Annotated in this window: 12 protein-coding genes, 1 tRNA gene and 1 pseudogene; 7 read left to right on the forward strand and 7 right to left on the reverse strand. The window is 69.9% G+C overall.

Translation table 11 applies throughout. The annotated features are described in order from the left end of the window. Positions 1-38: 38 nt before the first annotated feature. The 6 genes from O5O46_RS04655 to O5O46_RS04680 all read right to left on the reverse strand — a co-directional run bounded on the left by O5O46_RS04655 (position 39) and on the right by O5O46_RS04680 (position 8472). Positions 39-2441 carry a type IV secretory system conjugative DNA transfer family protein gene (locus O5O46_RS04655; protein ID WP_269853952.1) on the reverse strand — a complete coding sequence of 801 codons (2403 nt, stop codon included), beginning with the start codon at positions 2439-2441 and terminating at the stop codon, positions 39-41. After that, complete coding sequence (locus tag O5O46_RS04660; RefSeq protein ID WP_269853953.1) at positions 2438-4297, reverse strand: VirB4 family type IV secretion system protein; 1860 nt, start codon at positions 4295-4297, stop codon at positions 2438-2440. The genes O5O46_RS04655 and O5O46_RS04660 overlap by 4 nt, the downstream gene beginning before the upstream one ends. After that, positions 4294-5250: a PrgI family protein gene (locus O5O46_RS04665; protein WP_269853954.1), complete on the reverse strand. Its 957-nt coding sequence runs from the start codon at positions 5248-5250 to the stop codon at positions 4294-4296. Before O5O46_RS04665 ends, O5O46_RS04660 begins: the two co-directional genes overlap by 4 nt. Before the next feature lie 4 nt (positions 5251-5254). Beyond that, a complete protein-coding gene (locus O5O46_RS04670; RefSeq protein WP_269853955.1) occupies positions 5255-6745 on the reverse strand; it encodes a hypothetical protein in 1491 nt (496 codons plus the stop codon). Between the two features lie 338 nt (positions 6746-7083). Beyond that, complete coding sequence (locus O5O46_RS04675) at positions 7084-7386, reverse strand: pilin (RefSeq protein ID WP_269853956.1); 303 nt, start codon at positions 7384-7386, stop codon at positions 7084-7086. A gap of 318 nt (positions 7387-7704) precedes the next feature. Then, positions 7705-8472 carry a hypothetical protein gene (locus tag O5O46_RS04680; RefSeq protein ID WP_269853957.1) on the reverse strand — a complete coding sequence of 256 codons (768 nt, stop codon included), beginning with the start codon at positions 8470-8472 and terminating at the stop codon, positions 7705-7707. Between the two features lie 718 nt (positions 8473-9190). Between O5O46_RS04680 and O5O46_RS04685 the strand changes: the two genes are divergently transcribed. From O5O46_RS04685 to O5O46_RS35435, 3 genes and pseudogenes are all read left to right on the forward strand, one after another. Then, positions 9191-9931: a hypothetical protein gene (locus O5O46_RS04685; RefSeq protein ID WP_269853958.1), complete on the forward strand. Its 741-nt coding sequence runs from the start codon at positions 9191-9193 to the stop codon at positions 9929-9931. 53 nt (positions 9932-9984) lie between these two features. Continuing rightward, positions 9985-10890: a TRM11 family SAM-dependent methyltransferase gene (locus tag O5O46_RS04690; RefSeq protein WP_269853959.1), complete on the forward strand. Its 906-nt coding sequence runs from the start codon at positions 9985-9987 to the stop codon at positions 10888-10890. Positions 10891-11472: 582 nt separating this feature from the next. Continuing rightward, positions 11473-12462: pseudogene (locus O5O46_RS35435) on the forward strand (recombinase family protein); the annotation flags it as partial. A 505-nt stretch (positions 12463-12967) separates the two neighbouring features. Here the strand turns inward: O5O46_RS35435 and O5O46_RS04695 are convergent. Then, positions 12968-13040, reverse strand: a tRNA-Arg gene (locus O5O46_RS04695). Positions 13041-13403: 363 nt separating this feature from the next. Here O5O46_RS04695 and O5O46_RS04700 point away from each other — a divergent pair. The 4 genes from O5O46_RS04700 to O5O46_RS04715 all read left to right on the forward strand — a co-directional run bounded on the left by O5O46_RS04700 (position 13404) and on the right by O5O46_RS04715 (position 19166). Continuing rightward, complete coding sequence (locus O5O46_RS04700) at positions 13404-15044, forward strand: dynamin family protein (RefSeq protein ID WP_269853960.1); 1641 nt, start codon at positions 13404-13406, stop codon at positions 15042-15044. 5 nt (positions 15045-15049) lie between these two features. Continuing rightward, complete coding sequence (locus tag O5O46_RS04705) at positions 15050-16657, forward strand: GTPase (RefSeq protein ID WP_269854558.1); 1608 nt, start codon at positions 15050-15052, stop codon at positions 16655-16657. Between the two features lie 218 nt (positions 16658-16875). Further along, positions 16876-17436: a single-stranded DNA-binding protein gene (locus O5O46_RS04710; RefSeq protein ID WP_333482333.1), complete on the forward strand. Its 561-nt coding sequence runs from the start codon at positions 16876-16878 to the stop codon at positions 17434-17436. A gap of 320 nt (positions 17437-17756) precedes the next feature. After that, positions 17757-19166: a Cys-Gln thioester bond-forming surface protein gene (locus O5O46_RS04715; RefSeq protein ID WP_269853961.1), complete on the forward strand. Its 1410-nt coding sequence runs from the start codon at positions 17757-17759 to the stop codon at positions 19164-19166. Positions 19167-19428: the final 262 nt, after the last annotated feature.

Consider the following 19428-nt stretch of genomic DNA (forward strand, 5'->3'; position numbering starts at 1 on the left):
AGATCCCCTGTTCTTGGGCGGGCGTGGTGACGGGGTGGCTACAGCGGTAGGTAGGGGGAGCGGGAGGTGGTGGCGCCGACGCGGGCTGCGGCAGCCGCCCTCAAGTGCGCTGAGCGGCCGGGTACGGGCGGTGGCAGGGGGCGGGTGGTGAGGGTGAAAGCGGCGGTCTCCGAGCCGTCTGCGAGCAGGCGGGCGGCGGCTTGGTAGGGGCCGAGGTGGGACAGGTCGTGGGCAGCCAGGGTGGGCAGGGTGTGGCGTTCCAACGCGTGGGCGTCTTCGGGGGAGGCATTGAAGAAGACCTTGTTGCGAGCGTTAGCGGAGATCCCTTCGCGCAGGTCGCGGGGGAGTTGGGCGAGGTGCTGGTGGGCCAGGGTGAGGGAGAGGCGGTAGCCGCGGGCCTCGGCGAGCATGTCCTCCAAGGGGTAGGGGATCGTGAGGAAGTTGTGGCATTCGTCCAGGAACAAAGCCGCGTCGATGCGGGTGTGTTCGGGGGTGCGGGCGCGGGCTGCTGCGGCTTGCCAGGTCTTGGCGACGACGAAGGAGCCCAGCAGCCGGGCGGTCTCCTCACCGAGCGCGCCTTTGGGGAGGCGTGCGAGCAGGATGCCGCCGTTGAGGACGTCGTCGAGGTGGAAGGTCGACTCGCCACTGGCGATCGCGCGGCGGGGGTAGGAGCGTAGGAGAAAGGCGCGCAGCTTGTTCATCACCGGGCCGACCACCGCGGCCCGTGATGGCTCGGACAAGGTCTCGTACCAGGCCCAAAAGCCGCGTAGGACGGGGTCTTTGATGCCGGGCAGGATCCGCAGGCGGTACGCGGACTCGCCTAGCAGCCGGGGGATGTCGGCGAGCGTGACGATCTGATGGTTCTTGCGGGCGTGGAGCAGCAGGGTCAGGCAGGCGGCGCGCATCACGTCGTCGGTGCGCGGGCCCCAGAAAGCGGAGAAGATACGGCGGAAGATGCCGGTGATGTTGTCGACGATGACGTCGATGTCCTCGCCCTCCAACACGTTCAGGCACGGCGGGGTGTGGGGGTCGTCGGGGTCGAGGAGCACGAGCCGGTCCGCGCACCGCTGTGGGAGGCGGTGCAGGAGGTCGGTGACGAGGTCGCCCTTGGGGTCGACGACGATCGCCCCGCGGCCTGCCGTGACATCGTCGAGGACCATGTTGGCGATCAGCGTGGACTTGCCCGAGCCCGTCGCACCCATGACGTGCAGGTGGTGTCGGGCATCGGCAACCTTCAGGCCGACGCCGCGGCGTCGGCCGGTATCGGTCTGCCCAAGCGGCTTGACCCCGGCGCCGGGTGTCGGGATGGCCGGTGGAGGGAGTACGCAGCGGGCTCCGGCACGCGCGAGGCCGGGGGCATCGGGGTCGACGGGCAGGTGAGCCAAGACGGCCAGCTCGGGTACGGATAGCAGATGCCCGCGACGCGGAAACCACCGGCCCAACAGCACCTCGTCTGCCTGGAAGAGCCGGGCTCGGGCCAACCAGTTGCGGGCCGCGAACAGTGAGAACGCAGAGGCGAGGGCGTGCGCCCGGCCGCGTAGCCGAGCCTGCGAGTTGCCGGTGTCGGGGCAGAGGGCGACCGCGTAGCGGATGTCGACTTCCCATTGTGGGCCGGCGAGTTTGGTGACGGTCTGCCGCACTTCGGCGCCGTGAGATGGGTCCAGCGAGGTGACATGGGTGCGCTGCGGGGCGTGGGTGATCAGGTCGAAGATCGCGCTGAGCCGCCGGGGATTGGCACCCGCCTTCAACCGCCGTGCCGCGCGGCGGGCGCGGCGCAGGCGGGCGCCGGTGGCGGGGCGGGCGAGGATTTGCACCACTGCGGCTTCGCCGACCTCCATGCCGGTGGCGGCTTGGAGGAGGGCGCGCAGCGGGTCGGTGTCGTGATCGGTGCGCAGCGGCAGCACTTCGGGCCGGGCCAACCGCAACCTGCCCGCATTGCTGGCATGCCCACGAGGGATCGGGTGGGGTGGTTCGGTCAGGCGGGTGTGGGCGCCGGGCCAGGCGGCCTCAACCGCTCGGCGCACCAGCGCGGTCGGCACGGCCTGGGGCAGCCACAGGCGCACGGTGAGCCCGTCGCTGTTCCAGGCGTACTCGAACGCCAGGTGCGGTTGGCCCCTGGTCATGCGCCGCCACCAGGGGCGTAGCAGCCCTGCGAGTTGGCTCCACAGCACCTCACCCCCCTGTTCGGCGACCTTGGGTGGGGCGAGGATCGTGATGGAGCGCGCCCCGTCGGCCAGGGCAGTGTTGCGCCTTCGGTGCCATCCGGCGCGCCCTACGGCGATGGCGGCGGCGATGAAGAGCACGCCGGGGGTCAGCCACGGCCACGCGGTGGCGGTGAAGCCGGTGATGGTGTGGGCGAGTTCGGTCCACACCGCTTCGGGGTCGGTGAGGTAGCGGCCCAGCAGTCCGCCGAACGGGGTGGGTGCCATGGGGCCGGTCACCGGACCTCCTGCACCGTGGGTGTGGGTGTGTCGTCGTACGGGTCGAGGGCGTCGACATCGGGGCGAGTGGTGCTGGTTTCGGAGACGGCGGCGAGTTCGGCCGGGTCAGTGGTGACGACCTGATGCTCCGTCGCAGACGCGACTGCATAGAACGCTGCTTTATGTCGCCCGGCGAGCAGCAGCGCGGAACCTCGTTCGGCCGTGAGCAAGAACTCTCGCTCACCACGGGAGAGATGGAAGGCGGAGGCGACCTGGTCGATGGTCTGTGGGGCTTGCCGCAGCAGTATCTGTGTGGCGGCGTTCGCCACGATCGCCCGCCCGAGCTCGCCGGCCAGGACGTCGTCAGCGTCCTGGGTGACCACCGCGAGACCGGCCCAGTACTTGCGGGCAGCCTTCGCCATCCGGAACAAGAACCGTGCCCCGTCGCCGTGGCGCATCAACAACCACGCCTCATCCACCACTACCAACCGTCTGCGTGGTGTGGTGGGGTTGGCGACCTGCCGCCAGATGGCATCCAACGCCAACAGCATGGCGGCGGTGACCAGTTCCTCCGGCAACTGTCGTAGGGAGAAGACGACCAGGTGGCCGCGCGGGGGCGTGGTGGTGGGGCCGTCGAAGAGACCGGCGTGGCTGCCGGTGATGTACGGGGCCAGGCGGTCGGCCAGCCCGATCCCCTCCGCTCCGCGCTCACCCAGTACCACGGCGAGGTGACCCAGCAGTGGTGCTGGGCGGTTCCAGGTGCGCGGATCGCCGGTGATCCCGGCGCGTTCGTACGTGGTCAGGATCGCCGTATCCAGCACGGCCCTCTCGCCCGCGGTCAGCTCGGCGCCCAGCAGGACGGCCAGGAAGGTGTGCAAGAACAGCGCCCGCCGGGTCAGCGCATCACGGCTGTTGCGGGCGCCTTCGGGCAGGTCGAAGGGGTTCAGCCGCACCCCGGGCGCGCCGAGCCGGATCACGGTGCCGCCGACCTGCTCTGCCAGGCGCAGGTATTCGTCTTCCGGGTCGATGACGAAGGCTTCGGTGCCGGTGAACAGCTGTCGCAGCAGCTCCAGCTTCATCAGGTACGACTTGCCCGCGCCGGAGCGGGCCACGGTGATGGAGTTGTAGTTGTCCTGGGCGAACCGGTCCCACAACAGCAACGAGGAGCTGGCCGCGTTGACGCCGTACAACACCGGTGAGGTAGAGGGGGTTTGGTCGGTAGTGGGCAGGTCGGGGGAGGTGAAGGGGAAGCAGGCGGCGAGTGCTGCGGTGTCGAAGGTGCGGCGTACTTTGAGGGTGTCGATGCCGAAGGGGAGGGTGGCCAGCCATCCCGGCAGGGCACGGTAGGTGGCCGGTGCAGTGGTGACGAGCAGGGATTCGGCGATCGCCCGGACCGAGGCCACCTGTTCGGCGAGGCTTTCCTCATCGCCCGCGTGGATGGTCAGATACAGGCCGACGTGGAAAAGTTTTCCTTCGCCGCGGGCGATCCGGTAGGCGAGCTCGGCGGCATCCGCCGCTGCCGCCTCGGTATCCGGGTCATCCAGCTTGCCCTTGTCGAATCCGGTGCGCCGTCCGGACTCCAGCCGGGCGCGCTGCTTACGCAAGGAGGCGGCGGCTACGGTGGTGGGGATCGGTTCGATGTGCAGCGCCACGTCCAGGCGGCCGGGATAGGTCAACAACGGTTGCAACCAGCCGGGGTGGACCTCGGCCGGATAACCGATGACGACCAGCGTCGCTGCCAGATGGCCGCCGACCTGCAGGTAGCGGGCCCGCACTTCCACAGCCTCCGGTCCCAGCCCGGCGAGCACCTCACGGCCCGGGACAACAGGTTGCTTGGTGCCCTGGCGGTGCCGCTTGATCAGTGTGTGGACGGTCATCCTCTTCCCTCTCCTTCTGCGTGGTCGGCTGCCATGCGCTCAGTGGCCTCGGAGGAGGCGGCCTCGGTGATGGCTGCCGCGGTCTGGGCCGGATCCAAAGAGGTGGTGGTGATCTCAGCGGCGGCCAGCGCCCGCGTGGCCTCCGTGAGGCGGTGCCTGACCCGGGCCGGAGCAGCGCTGGCGCGGCTGGTTGCGGGGTCTGGCTCGCGCACGACGAGCAGGGCTTGGCGGGTCAGCAGATCGCTGTGGGCCGCGAGGTCGTGCAAGAAGGTGGCGTGGGCGAGCGCCGCGTGCTCCAGGGCAGGGTGTGGCAAGGTCGGCGCGGTGTGAGTGAGCTGGTCGACCAGCGGTTGGAGGTTCAGCCGATGGGCGCGGATGAGGATCTGCGCTGGTCCGGTCAGGGAGTTCAGCCAGCGGGCGAACGCGCCGGTCAGGGCCTGCTGCTCGGCTCCGGTCCGCAGGTCGAAGTTGACGGTCGAACAGGACGCCACCGCCGCGTACCCGTCCCGGCCCAGATCCACCACACCTGAGTCAAGGACCTGCTCGCACGGCATCCGCAACACCGCAGGCGTCGGCCCCACTCGGGTCGCAAGATCTTGCGGCACGACGTCGGGTAGACCAGGCACGCCCTCAGGAGCGTGGAGGCGCCGCTTAGGGGAGCGCCGATGCGCGAGCGCGGCCAGGACGAAGCGGTCCATGCCGATCCCATCGCGGCGCCCGAGCGAGATGGCGGTCATCACCGCGGCGATCGGCCCCACCAACGCCACGTAGGCAAGCGGGGCAAGAAACGGGCGCGTGGCCAAGTAGCCGAGCCACAGCGCTCCTGCGGTACCGGCGAGGATCGCGGTCTGACGTGCAGTCAGAGGGCCGAGGATGCGGTCAGGACATCCGATGTCAGCGGGAATACGGGTGGAGTACGCAACCTCGTCGCTCTCGGTACGGTCAGGTGTCATGTATTCACCTCCTGCGGCGCGGAGTTGAGGGCCCCTCCAGGGGAAGGCGCATCTGCATCGGTCGTGGTGGGCGCAGTCGGCTTCGCTCGACGCGGATCGGCAGCGCCGTCTGCCGCCCCCGTGCGCCCGGCGGCGGTGCCGCGGCTGGTGGCGGTGCAGGAGTACTGGCGCGCGGCTGGCGGGTGGCGGTGATCGGCAGCCACGTCTGTACCGGCCGAGTAGGCCGTCCCGGGGTCTTCGCGGCGGGAATGGGCAGCGTCAACTGCTGCCTGCGCCGAGCCGCGGCCGGATGCGGTACCCCGCGCGCCGGTGGCGGGGTCGAGCCGCGGGGGCCTGAAGTGCCCGGGGGCGAGGGGGACTGCACGGTGGTGCCTCCTGAAGTCGGTGTCGCCCCGCCCGGTCCATGCGGCGCGGGCGGACCGATGGAGGGCGAGGCGGAGGGAGGACAAGTGCCGGGGCCCGGACCTGTCGTGCCGGGTGTGCCTCGCCCGGCCGGGCCGCCAGGGCCGGGGCGCGGGCCTGGACGGTTGCCGGGTCCCGGCGATGCCGACCCTCTGCCGGGACGGGCGGGCGGGGTACGGGCAGGTCTCATGCCGCGGAAAGCGCCGCGCATGACGTAGGCCATGGCGACCGAGCGCAGGATCCGCAGCGGCATGGGGGCGCCGGGCATGGTGATGGGGGTAGAGCGGAAGATGACCCGGGCGGTCCAGCCGGGGATCTTCACCAGCACCCAGAACAGGCACAACCCGGCCAGCAAGTTGCTCAACTGCGAGGGGTTCGGCACGCCGAAGATGGTGTTGTCGGGGGTGAAGTACAGCTTCAGCCCCACAACGAAAACCGTGGACTGCGCGAGCTGGATCACCAGGCACCCGGCGATCCCGCGCCACCACAGGCGAGCGATGCCATCGGTGACCGGCAGCGCGTGGCACGACAGCGCCAGCGGCGCACATGCTGCCAGGACCGCGATGAGGGCGACGCGGACCGTGTAGCCGATCAGCACTCCGAAGATCAAGGCGAGCACGATCAGACCGAGGATCAGCCCGTACAGTGCCCCGCCGGAGGGCAGCAATACCTGCCCGATCAACTGCTGGGCGATGCCCTTGCCAGAAACGGTGGTGCTGCCCAAGATCGCCTGCGAGGCGGCGTTCGCCAACCCAATGGCTTTTCCCAGGATGGTCAGAGAACTGGCCGCGGCGACAAGCCCGATGACCAGGCGCGGGGCGATCTGCTTGAGCGCGTAGCGGGTCTGCACGGTCTCATGGCCCATGAGCATGACCCCACCGACCAGCACGAACAGCACATACACCGCACCGGCGGTGGCTAATGAGGCGGTCCACAACTCGACCAGGGCCGGATTGCCCGTCACATCCGGTGTGGCCAACAGCGTGTCGCCCAACAGCGCGAACAGGGGCTTTTCCGCCTGCTCAATGAGCGCCCCCAGCAGCGAGGCGATCGCATCCGAGACCATCTTCGGGACGTCGAACAGGTCCCCCACCCACCCCCAACCACCCACGCCAGGACCCGGATACGGGCCCGGAGACGGGGCTGGCCCCGGGGAAGGAGAGGGCTCGGGCTGCGGGTGGTTGTGGTCGCTGGGTGGCTGGGGTAGCGACGTGGCGGGTGGGGTCAGCCCAGGTGTGGGCTGTACGGGGGCTGGGCCTGGTGCGGGGGTTGTGGGGCCGCTGGCTGGGCTGGGCTGGGGCAGGGGGTCGGCTGGGGCGGTGACTGGTGCTGCGGCAGCGGCCCGGGGCAGCTCGCCATCGACGGCGACAGCGACGGCGGTGGCGAGGCAGAGCGCGAGGAGCAGTCTGGGCCAGGTTCTGGGGCGCGTGGTCACGGGGCACCGACGATGGACTTGAGAACTTCGACGATGACCGGAGCGAGCACCGCCAAGCCATAACCAGTGGCCGCTGCCCTCAAGGCGCGCTTGGCGGACTCGACTTCACCCGGGTCACCCCCGGCCATCAGGTACCGCAGGCCCCCAACGGTCAGAAACAGGGTGGCAAGTCCTGCGAGCAGCCCCACCAGCCAGTTCCTCAGATTGCCGATGACCTGCGGAATCGTGTCAGCTGCGGCCGCGGGGTCTGCGGCGAGGAAGAGCGCCACGCACGCCGCGACGGCTGGGCCGAGGAACATGCGGCCTGGCCGGAGCGGGCGAGGGACGGGTGGGCATTGGCCTGGTGGCGACATGTGGAACCTCCGGCACGACGAACAAGACGGGCGAAGCGGCAAGGGGTGTCCGGGCTCCTGGGGCCCGAGCGCGAGGCCTCTGCGGCGCGACACCTCCCTTGAGGGTGTGCGGCAGGTGGCCCTTGCTCGGGTGTCAGCACGAGACGGTGCGCTCGGGCCCACAGGAGCTGCCTGGACAGTGAGGGCTCGCCAGCGGTGTGCGCGGGGCCGCGGCGAGGTGCCTCACTATCTATGGACGGATTCGGGCCGATCAGTGCCAGCCCGTCACCTCTGCGGCGGAATCGAGGCCCGGTGCCGCAGGGCTTCACCGAGGCTCTTCTCGGCAGCAGCGCGCTGCCTGAAGATCGTTCGCCTGCTCACCCCCCGCTCCATGGCGATGGCGTCAACTGAGGCCAGGTCCAGGCGGGTACGGGCGATCAGGTCGGCCTCGTCGGGCGTGACGATCTGATCGCGCACGGCCTGCCACAACACGGTGTACTCATCGCCGCATGAGTCAGCCGAGGGCAGGGCGGGGGTGAGGGGCGGCAGGTCGGTGGGGACTTCCCTGACGCGGCGCGGACGGTCTGCCCGGATCAGCTGGTGGGCGGCGCGATCGGCCGCCCGCAGCAGGCGGCGTGCCAGCAGCGGGTCGCCCAGCTCCACGTCCGCGAGTTCGGCCACCAGTCCCGCCAGGGCCTCCTGCTCGATCTCACCGCGGTCGATGTGCGCACCCTTGGGAAGTCGGGCCAGCATCCTGCGCAGCCCCGGCACAGCGAGGCCGCACACCACCGTCGTCCACGGCTCCCCCTCCCGGCGCGCCCGAGAGGCGACCTCGCTCCAGATGCGTTCGCGCACCTCGGGGCGGCACGAGGGGTGGACAATGCGGGCGCGAACCTGGTCGACCGGCACCGGTCGGTCGACGAGCGGGTCGGCGAGCAGCGCGGCGGGCACGGTGAGCGGGCGGATCCCGCGGGCCAGGGACAAGAACGCGGCATCCACCACGGCCAACGGCGAGATGATGGGCGTGGTGGAGGCGGTGCGGTTCGGGTTCATCGTGCGGCTCCTTCAACGAGAGCGGCCAACGTGTGGACAGCCGCCATCGCGCCAGGCGCCCTTGCCACCACCGCGCCATCCATGAACCACCCGCCAGCCCCTCGCGGACCACCGGGCTGCCACACGCACCGGCTCGGCGCTGGCGAATCCGCGCCTGGCCTGCCCTGATACGCCGCTGAGCCGAACCGGCGGAGACGAGAAAAATTTCCTGAAGAAATCCCTGGCCCGCACACGGGCCCGGCGACAGCATGCGGTGTGGCAGGCAACTGGCGAGCACGCCGCTGACCAGCACTTTCGCCCCTGCTGAGCGCCCCGGCGACCCCCCGCACTCACCCGGATCCGATGCTGTGTCACAGGGAAGGTGGTCGGCCGAGAGCTGCGACCTGGGCGGCAACTTACTGGGCGGAAGGACGCGGCTGGCTGAGTCGGCGACGTAGGCATGGACCGTGATCGCCCATGTGATCCGAGCGGTCATCGGCCCAGGCGCACGCCGAGGCGGTCGCGAGTGCTTGTGGCTGCTCCGGTCCGGTGAACCTGCTCGCAGGTCTCAACCGCCTCGTCACCGGCCCGCGCCTCCGACAATGGACTGCAGACGAGAGGGCTGGCGACTGGCAAACAAGTCGCTGAACAGCACCTTTACGGCGCGATCAGACCCACGGATGCGGGGGCATCGCGGTCGCCTAGCTTCGTTGAGACAGCACATCTGGGGCTCCCCGCCGTGGCACTGAAGGACCCGGATTTGTCCATAGAAGGGTGTCAGCACGAGACGGCAGGCCGCCTGCAGCGCACCGCCGCAATGAACCTCAACCGCCGCCCCACCTCACCCCGCCACACCCGACCGCACGTCCCCACACCGCCAGCCGCCATCTGGCTCCCCACCCACCCAACCACCGTCCCCGCCCCCCGACCCGACGAGCCGCCCGCGTCAGCCGTACTGCCCAACTGGGCGGTAGACCGCATCCGGGCCGAGTTCACCCGCCCACTCCACGCCGACCAGCCGCGCCTGCCGCTACTGCGCCTGTCCATTCCCGACTGCCGCCCGGGAATGGACACGCGCACCCGCTGCACTACCGATGCCCTACCCCCGGCACCGCGCCGCGCGGTCATCCTCGCCGAACTCCACCCCGACGCCCTGCCCACCGTCCACGGCGCCAGGCATCCCGAGGCGGCCCAAAGCGACGAGTGGCCCGGATTCTTCCATCGCACCCACCATCTTTTGGCCCGCGGTGGATTCCTCCTGGCCGCCGCCCGGCAACAGCGCCTCGCCGGACGCCTGTCCGACCCCCTCGGCGCCCTGGTGGCCACCGCCCGCTCGGCCGGGTTCACCTACCTGCAGCACATCGTCGTCGTCCACGCCCGCTTGGTCGGCGACCGCATCGAACCCACCCCTCCGCTGGAGACGCCACCGGGGCTGCTCCACAGCGACCTGCTGGTGTTCGAACGAAACACGCGCCCGTGACGGCCGCCCGCCCCGCACACGAGACACCCGCAGACCCGAAGGAGAGCTGTTTCATGCCTGACTCCGTGTGGCCGACCGCCCAAAGGCCCGCACCCGCCCAGCGCGCCGGACGCTACCTGCCCGTATCCGCCGCCCACCCCGCCAAAATGCTGCCCGCCATCGCCGCCCAGGCCATCGCCCGCTACACCAGCCCAGGTGACCTCGTCCTGGATCCGATGTGCGGCATCGGCACCACCCTCGTCGAAGCCGTCCACCAAGGCCGCCACGCGATCGGCGTCGAGTACGAGCCCCGCTGGGCGCACATCGCCCGCAGCAACCTCGACCACGCCACCGAACAAGGGGTTACCGGCCGCGGGGCCGTCTTCCGCGGCGACGCCCGCAACTTGCTCGACCTGATCCCGCAAGAACACCACGGCCGTGTGGCGTTGGTGGTCACCTCACCGCCGTACGGGAGCTCTTTGCACGGTCAGGTCCGCTCCAGCCGCGAGACCGGCCAACCCGGCGTCACCAAGCACGACTACCGCTACGGCACCGACCCGGCCAACCTCGCCCACGCCAGCACCGACCACCTCCTGGCCGCCTTCACCCGCATCCTCATCCAGTGCCGCCGCATGCTGAAGCCCGGTGGAACGGTGGTCGTCACCACCCGACCCTGGCGCGAACGCGGCGAACTGATCGACCTGCCCTCCGCCGCCCTCGCCGCAGGCGAAGTCGCCGGACTCATTCCCACCGAACGCTGCGTCGCCCTCCTCGCCGGAATCCGCGACGGGCAACTGATCACCCGCCCCTCGTTCTTCCAGATGAAGAACGTTCGCGACGCTCGCCGCACCGGGCTGCCTCTTCATCTGATCGCGCATGAGGATTTGTTGGTCTTCCAAGTGCCGTCGCGCGCGAGTTCGGTGGCACGGGGTTTCGGCGGCAACACCGACAAAAGCTACTTGTGTGGGGAGGTCCGATGATGCTCCAGCTTCCTCCCACGCGACTGCAGACGGGTGGCCCGAGGGCAGCACTCAATGCGTGGGCGACCCAAGGCTGGCCCAGTCGATGGGGGTTGTAGTGATTAGGCCCCCTGCCCATCAGCACCGAAAGCATCACTCCCGACGAAAGGACGGCGAACGGTCGCCCACCATCAGTGGCGTCGAAGCGGTACCGCTGTCCCCAGAGCAGAAGGCGAAGGCGGTCAGCGCGCTGGCCACGCTGTTGGCGCTCTGGTGGGAAAAGCGGACCAGGGCGGGTGAACAAAGTCCAACCGATGCCGCAGTAGCGCCCCGGCCATCGACTTGACACCTATTCGGCTTCGAGCGTCCATCGTCGACGCGGCGGCGGGACCGTCCCGCCGCCGCGTCCGCCGACAGTCAGAGGAAGACCATCATGCTGCCGATCAGACCAACCATGCGAGGATGCGCCCATCGCCGCGGCCGACTATTGGCCACCACAACCCATCCAGCAGTCAAGCTCGTTGGGCTCGCGCTGTGATGGGCCGCCACCGGACCGAGGATCGTGCGTGTGGCACAGGCGCCGGAATGCCTTTGCGGGTGGCGATGTACATCCGCATCTCAACCGATGAGGAGCACCAGCCCTTCAGCCTGGAGGCGCAGGAACTCAAACTTCGCTCTTACATCGACTCCCAACCCGGCTGGGAGCTGATCGGAGCGCCCTATCGCGACGAGGCATCCGGTGCGACGACGGACCGACCGGGACTGCAACGGGCTCTGACCGCTGCGCGTGCCGGCTACTTCGACGTTCTTCTCGTCTACAGGGTCGACCGGCTGTCGAGATCACTTCGCGGACTGGTCGAGATCCTTGATCAGTTGGATGAGACCAAGACCGCCTTTCGATCGGCCACCGAACCGTTCGATACCTCCACCCCCGTAGGGCGGATGCTGGTGCAGATGCTGGGCGTCTTCGCCCAGTTCGAGCGGGAGACCATCATCGACCGCGTCATTAACGGCATGGAACGCAAAGCGGCCCGAGGAGAGTGGTGCGGAGGCTACCGCCCGTACGGCTATGAATTGGACTCGGCGACTGCGAAACTCGTGACGGTCGAGCGGGAGGCACCGCTCATCCCGGTGATCTTCGACCTCTACGTCAACGCCCGCATGGGCACGCGCGCCTTGGCCAAGGAGCTCAACGCCCGCGGACACCGCACCAAGAGCGGAAAGCGGTGGAGCGGTGCGAGCGTGATGGTTGTCCTGCGTAACCGGGCGTACCTGGGTGAGGTCTACTTTCGTGGTCAGTGGCACAAGGGCGACGACCCTCACTCATCGCTCATCGACCCCGAGCTGTTCGAGCAGGCACAACAGATCATCGCCGCGCGGGGGGAGGACTACTCTCGCCGGGCCTCAAACAGCAGCGACTACCTGCTCGCGGGCCGGGTGAAGTGCACCCAGTGCGAGAAGAACTACATCGGCACCTCGGCAAGCGGGAACAAGTACCGATACCGGTACTACACGTGTTTCACGCTCAGCCGTTACGGCAAGGGACACTGCGGGGCAGACCGGCTCCCGGCCGACCAGCTGGAGGACGCTGTTCTTGAGGCGCTGCTTGCCGCTTACGCAGATGCCGATCTCATTGCGCAGGCGGTCCAAGCCGCGGCCAAGCGGCGCGCCGACGGCCAGGATCTGGTGAGAGAGGAGCTGGAAGCGGTCAGTAAAGAGATCGCCGCGTCGGAGGCTGGCATCGACCGGTACTTGACCGCCTTCGAAGCCGGTGACCTTCCGCAGAGCGTATGCGGTCCCCGAGTCCAGTCTTTGGCCGAGAAGACGGCGCAGCTACGGGACCGTCAACGTGATCTCCAAGAGTCGCTCGACCTGGCGGATCTGACCGCACCCGGGGAGGAAGATCTCGCCGCGCTGAGAGCCGGGATCCGCGAAGCCATCGACAGTGGACCACCTGCCGTCGTCAAGCAACTACTCGAAGTACTGATCCACGAGGTCCGGGTGGAAAGCCGTACCAGTGTGAAGCCGGTCTTCCGGCTCCCGGAGCTCGGGCGCGTTCCCGACCCCGGGTCGGGATTTCGCGCAATGCTCCGATCGGTGCCCCCGGCAGGACTCGAACCTGCGGCCAAGCGCTTAGAAGGCGCCTGCTCTATCCGCTGAGCTACGGGGGCCGGGCTGCGGCCGCGGCTGTGTCCGTCCCCGGTGTGCCTGCGGTTCCGACCGTGCGGGCCGTGGTACTGGCGGGCTCGGTGGTTCCGTGACCTTGCCGGGGACAAGGATAGAGGGCTGCGGACCTCATGCCGGTTGCTTCACGTCCACGACACGTTGTGTAGGTTCAGTGAAGCGATCTGATAATCGCAGGCTAGTCCGAATTTCGCAGCGTTTTTGACGTCTCCCGTGGCGGGTGTTGTGCACTCGTTATGCCGGCGCCCCAGGAGCCACCGGTGTGTCAGGGCTCGGCTGGGCGGGTCGAAGGGGGCGGACAGGGGCAAGACACGCTTCAAAAAGAGGACAAAATTGGGCATTCTTCACGTGTGGCGATCCTCGACGTACGGCCTGGACTGATCGAAGCGCTGTCGGTGATGCGCGACCGCGTCGACGCCGCGCGATTTCCGTTGCCGCTGCCGGGCGCGCCGCGGGCTCGGCGGGACCGGCAGGAGCTGCTGGCGCAGCTGGACGACTACCTGATGCCGCGGTTGCGCGCGCCGCAGGCGCCGCTGCTCGCGGTGATCGGGGGATCGACCGGGGCCGGAAAGTCAACGCTGGTCAATTCGCTGGTGGGGCGGCGGGTGAGTGAGGCGGGGGTGCTGCGGCCTACTACCCGCACACCGGTACTCGTATGCCATCCCCGGGATCGCGAATGGTTCGCCGAACCGCGGATTCTGCCGGGATTCACGCGGGAGTGCGTCGCGGGCCTGCCCCGGCAGGACTGTTGGGAGCCGGATCCCCGGCGCCGCGAGGCGCTCCGCGAGGGACGGCGCGCCGCCGGGCAGCCGTGCCTGCGGCTGGAGACCGCCGACGCACTGCCGCCGGGGCTGGCGCTCCTCGACGCGCCCGACGTCGACTCCCTCGTCACCGGCAACCGCGAACTCGCCGGCCAACTCATCTGCGCGGCCGACATCTGGGTCCTCGTCACCACCGCCGCCCGCTACGCGGACGCGCTGCCCTGGCACCTGCTGCGCTCCGCCAAGGAGTACGACGTGGCACTGGTCACCGTGCTCGACCGGGTGCCGCACCAGATCGCGGACGAGGTCTCACGGCACTACGCGGCGCTGCTGACGAAGGCCGGACTCGGCGACGTGCCCCGGTTCACGGTCCCCGAACTCCCCGAATCGGCCGACGGCGGCGGGCTGTTGCCGCGCACCGCCGTGCACGGGTTGCGGGAGTGGCTGCGGTACTGCGCGGAGGACTCCCTCGCCCGTGACGCGGCGGCCCGCCGTACCGCCAGGGGAGTGCTGAACTCGCTGCGCCGCCGGATGCCCGCGCTGGCCGGGGCGTCGGCGGCGCAGCACGCGGCCGTCGTACGGCTCACCGGCCATGTGGCCGCGGCGTACCGCGGCGCCGCCGAACGGGTCACCGAGTCCGTGGCGCGCGGCGATGTGCTGTGCGGTGCGGCGCTCGCCCGCTGGCGCGGGTACCCGGCCTGCGGCCCCGAGGCGTTGCGGTACGCGTTGGCCGACGGGTGCGCCGCGTTGCTGCGTACCGCGGTTGACCAGGCCGACGAGGCCGCGGCGCGACGGTGGCGGCTGGACCCGGCCGAGGTGGTCTACCCCGTCTCGTGTGACGACAGGGAGGACGGCTTGGCGGAACGTATCTCCGGGGCGGTGGAGCGGTGGTGCACCGCGCTCACCGATCTCGCGTACGAGGAGGCGCGGTTCGCCCGGGACGGCGAGCGGGCGCCGTTCGACCCCGAGGACATCGCCGCGCTGCTCGGTGTGGCGTTGCTGGGCGGACGGCGTGGCCGCAGTGCCGGAGAGCGGCTTGCCGAACGGCTGGGCGCACTGGCCGCGTTGCGGCTGCGCGACCGCGCGGCGGACGAACTCGACGCCATGGTGGACGGGTTGCTGCGGTCGGAACGCGAAAGGCGGCTCGCTCCGCTCGACGACCTGGAGGTGTCGGCGCGGCAGCAGTCCGCCCTGATCGCCACGTTCTCGGTACTGCGGAAGGTGAGTTGAGCACTGTGCGAGCGGCCGTGGGGAACTCCGGCGACCTGTTGCAGCAGCGGGTCGACGCGCTGGGTGAGCTGCTGGGACTGTCCCGCAGCCGGGTCGAGGCGGAGGCGCTGGCCGACGCGGGGGTGCTGCTCGACCGGGTGGCCGAGCGGCGCAGGCTCTCCCTCAGCCATACCGTCGTAGCCCTCGCCGGAGCCACCGGAAGCGGCAAGTCCTCACTGTTCAACGCCCTGACCGGGCTGGAACTGGCCGAGGTCGGGGTGCGTCGGCCGACCACAGCTTCACCCCTTGCCTATGTTTGGGACGCACACGGCGCAGAACCGCTGCTCGACCGTCTGGGCATCCCGCACGAAACCCGCTTCGCGCGCCGCAGCCTGCTGGATGGAGTGCACACCCGGCTGGGGATGGACGGCGCGGGCAGCGACGCCATGGAGGGCCTGGTACTTCTCGACCTCCCTGATCACGATTCGGCCGCGTTCGGCCACCGGCACCAGGTGGACCGGCTGCTGGAGCTGGTGGACGTGGTGGTGTGGGTGCTGGACCCGGAGAAGTACGCGGACGCCGTGCTGCACGAGCGCTATCTGCGGCCGATGGCCGGACACGCCGACGTCACCCTTGTGGTGCTGAACCAGGTGGACCGGCTCCCGGCGTACGCCGCCGAGCAGGTGCTGGACGACCTGCGCAGGCTGCTGGACGAGGACGGCATCGCGGTGGGCGAGCACGGCGAGGCGGGCGCGGTCGTGCTGGCCGCCTCGGCGCTCACCGGGGAGGGCATCGCGGAGGTACGGGCCGCGATCGGGCAGCTCGTCGCCGAACGCGGCGCCGCCAACCGGCGGTTGGCGGCGGACGTCGACCGTGCGGCGGCGCGGCTGCGGCCGGTGTACGTCGGTGACCGCGCCGTGGGGTTGACGGACGTGGCGTGGGAGGCGTTCGCCGACCGGCTGGCGGACGCGGTCGGCGCGTCGGCGCTTGGGCAGGCTGCCGAACAGGAGTGGCACACGGCCGCGGCAAAGGTCTGCGGAGTGCCGTGGTCGCGGCTGTTGGCACGGCACCGCGGCCCGGTTGCCGACACCGCCGGCCCGCTGGACGAGCCGCTGCTGGCGGCACGCCCGGTGGTGGCGGAGGCGGTACGGGAGGTGGCCGACGCGGCGGCGGACGGGCTGCCGGAGCCATGGGCGCTGGCGGTGTGCGATGCCGCGCAACGGGGGGCCCGGGACCTGCCCGAAGCGCTGGACGAGGCGGTGGCTCGGGCGGAGGAAGCGGAGTTGGAGCGTCCGTGGTGGTGGTCCATGGCCGCCATGGCACAGCGGACGCTACTGGTGCTGGCGGTGGCCGGGACGCTGGGGCTCGTGGCGAGCGCGGTATGGGCGTCCGGCATTCCGCCGTGGATCCCGTTGCTGGCGCTGGCGGTTGGCGCGTTGGGCGGGCCGGTACTGGCTTGGCTGTGCCGGGTCGGTGGACGGGGAGCCGCCCGGCGCTTCGGGCGGTGCACGGAAGCGCGGTTGCGGGCCGCGGCGGCCGAGTGCGGCCAGGCGCTGGTGCTGGAGGCGATGTCCGCCGAACTGCTGCGGTACCGCGAGGTCCGGGAGCGGTACGGGGTGGTGGCGGGGCGCTGACCGGGTTTCCGCCTGGCGGGGGAGGGGGCTTGCCGCTTGGCGGAACGGGGTGCTGGCCGCTCGGCGGGGGCGGTGGACTACCCGTTCGGGTGGGCGAGTTATCCACAATCAGCCGGTACTCCACAGATTTCGGCTCGCTCACCGCAGGCCCCTTCCGCCGGGTGCACGCTGTTCCCAACCACTCGGAAGAGGAAGCGGACAACGGGGAGGATTCGGCCATGAGCATGGGCGAGACGCTGGTGACGGTGGTCGGAAACGCGGCCACCCGGCCGGAGTTGAAGATGACGGCGACGGGCGCGGCGGTGACGCGGTTCCGGCTGGCGGCGACGGAGCGGCGCTATGACCGCGCGGGGGAGCGGTGGACCGACGGGCACACCAACTTCTACACGGTCTGGGCCTGGCGGTCGTTGGGCGAGAACGTGGCGGCGTCGGTGGGAGTCGGCGAACCCCTGGTCGTCCAAGGGCGGCTACGGGTTCGGGAGCGGGAGGACAGGGGGCAGAGCTATGTGTCGGCGGACATCGACGCGGTGACGGTCGGCCACGACCTCTCCAGGGGCACGTCGGCGTTCCGACGCGTGGTCAAGTCCCGCCAGCCGTCAGCGGAACGAGGAGCGGATCCGGCCACGGAACCCGAGCCGACGGAAGCGAAGCGATCGGAGCCCCAGCAGTCAGGAGCTGAACAGGCCCATCCTGAAAGGGCCGAGACACCCAAGGGCGGGGCGCAGCCGGGGGAAGCGTCGCAAACCGACGCCGCGCAGCTGGAGTTGGCGCCGTTCTGAGCGTCCGGATCGTCATCGTAGATCCACTTCCGCGCCGTTCGTCAGCAGATAAAGCATTGAAGGTGGTCACGCGGAATTTGTTAGCCATCCTCCGTAATTCGCGGTAAATAGCTGAGGTGAAGTTGTCCGGCGGATTTATCGATAATTCCAGGGTCATGCGTGATTCGCATAACGATTCAGATTCGGATCGGTTATCGGCTGGGATTAGCGGTGGTGCTGGTGCGGTTGCTTCCTAGGATCCGTCGGGTAGCCACGGGGGATCGGATCTGGCTGGCGAGACGGCCCCGTCAACACCTCTGTCTCGCCCGGAGGGGAAATCCATGTTCACTGTTGGGAGGCGGCGTACCGCCCGCCTTGCCGCCGCCGTGCTGGCATCCGGCCTGGTAGCCGCTGGTTCGATCATCGGCGCCGGGTCGGCGGTCGCCGACGGTTCCGCCCCGGCTGCCGGAGGTGCCACCGCCACGCTCGGCAATCTGAAGACCTACGACTCGGCCACCATTCACGAGAACGGCCACGACCAGCGGGTCGGTGCCGGTCTGTTCGAGATGTCGGTCGACGGTGGCGGCTCGCTCCAGACGTACTGCATCGACATCCACAACCCCACGCAGGACAGCGCCAAATACCAGGAAGTCGCCTGGAGCGCCTCCTCGCTCGGTGAGAACCCGGACGCGGGCAAGATCAAGTGGATCCTGCAGAACTCCTACCCGCAGGTGAACGACCTCAACGCGCTGGCGAAGGAGGCGGGCGTCCAGTCGCTTTCACCGCAGCTCGCCGCCGCCGGTACCCAGGTCGCCATCTGGCGGTACTCGGACCACATGAACACCGATTCCTCGTCGGTCACCGCGAACAACCTCGACGCCGAGAAGCTGGCCGACTACCTCTACAAGAACGCCCAGAGCAGCCCGGAGCCGCAGGCATCGCTGTCCCTCACGCCGCCCGCCGTCTCCGGTAAGTCCGGCAGCCGCATCGGCCCGGTCACCGTGCACACCGACGCCAAGACCGCGCAGGTGAGCCTGAACCCGCAGGGCGCGCCCAGCGGCGTGAAGGTGGTCGACAAGAACGGCAAGCCGGTCACCACCGCGACCGACGGTTCCCAGCTGTACTTCAACGTTCCGGCCGGTACGTCGGACGGCAGCGCCTCGCTCACGGTGCAGGCGACCACCCAGGTCCCGGTCGGCCGGGTGTTCACCGGTGTGGGCCAGTACAAGGTGAGCCAGGTGCAGATCCTGGCCGGTTCCAGCGACAGCACGGTCAGCGCGCAGGCCGGCGCCACCTGGGCCAAGCAGGGTGCGATCCCGGCGCTGTCCGCCATGGTCGACTGCGCCAAGGGCGGCGTGGACGTCACCGCCAGCAACAAGGGCGACCAGGCCTTCACCTTCCAGCTCGCGGGCAAGCAGTACACCGTGGCCGCGGGCAAGGAGCAGACCATCACCGTGCCGGTGAAGGAAGGCCAGAGCTACAAGATCACCATCACCGGCCCGAAGGGCTTCTCGAAGACCTTCAGCGGAATCCTCAACTGCAAGACCGCAGGTGGCGGTAGCGGCACCCCGTCCCCGGCCCCGAGCTCGTCCTCGACCGGCGGCGCCAGCACCGGCGGCGGCAACCTCGCCGAGACCGGTAGCAGCAACGCCACCCCGTACATCGCGGGTGCGGCCGTCGCCCTCGTGGTGATCGGCGGCGGCACGGTCTTCTTCCTCCGCAAGCGGAAGTCGACCCCGGCCGGTCAGTGATCACTGACCGGTAATCCGGACCGACAGGCCAAGGCCCCGGCACACCCCAGGTGTGCCGGGGCCTTCGTCGCCCGCCCCGCAAACCGCGACCCCGCCGCTCAACCACCCGGATCGGTTCCGTAGCAGGCCAGCGGCCCTGGGGTGCCAGGGACCGGCCCCGGCGAGCTTCTCGGCGTCGGGCCGCCTGTGAGCCGTCCGAGGGACGCCGACGACAACCCAGGGCCGCCGATGATGCCCATGCCCCGCAGCGCCACTCCTTGGG

The organism is Streptomyces sp. RPT161 (assembly GCF_027533845.1).
Classification (GTDB): Bacteria; Actinomycetota; Actinomycetes; order Streptomycetales; family Streptomycetaceae; genus Streptantibioticus_A; species Streptantibioticus_A silvisoli_A.

Bases quoted from the DNA above. Each gene is read 5' to 3' on its own strand.
- O5O46_RS04660 (WP_269853953.1), bottom strand. From the start codon at position 4,297: ATGACCGTCCACACACTGATCAAGCGGCACCGCCAGGGCACCAAGCAA.
- O5O46_RS04665 (WP_269853954.1), bottom strand. From the start codon at position 5,250: ATGACACCTGACCGTACCGAGAGCGACGAGGTTGCGTACTCCACCCGT.
- O5O46_RS04675 (WP_269853956.1), bottom strand. From the start codon at position 7,386: ATGTTCCTCGGCCCAGCCGTCGCGGCGTGCGTGGCGCTCTTCCTCGCC.
- O5O46_RS04680 (WP_269853957.1), bottom strand. From the start codon at position 8,472: ATGAACCCGAACCGCACCGCCTCCACCACGCCCATCATCTCGCCGTTG.
- O5O46_RS04690 (WP_269853959.1), top strand. From the start codon at position 9,985: ATGCCTGACTCCGTGTGGCCGACCGCCCAAAGGCCCGCACCCGCCCAG.
- O5O46_RS04710 (WP_333482333.1), top strand. From the start codon at position 16,876: ATGAGCATGGGCGAGACGCTGGTGACGGTGGTCGGAAACGCGGCCACC.
- O5O46_RS04715 (WP_269853961.1), top strand. From the start codon at position 17,757: ATGTTCACTGTTGGGAGGCGGCGTACCGCCCGCCTTGCCGCCGCCGTG.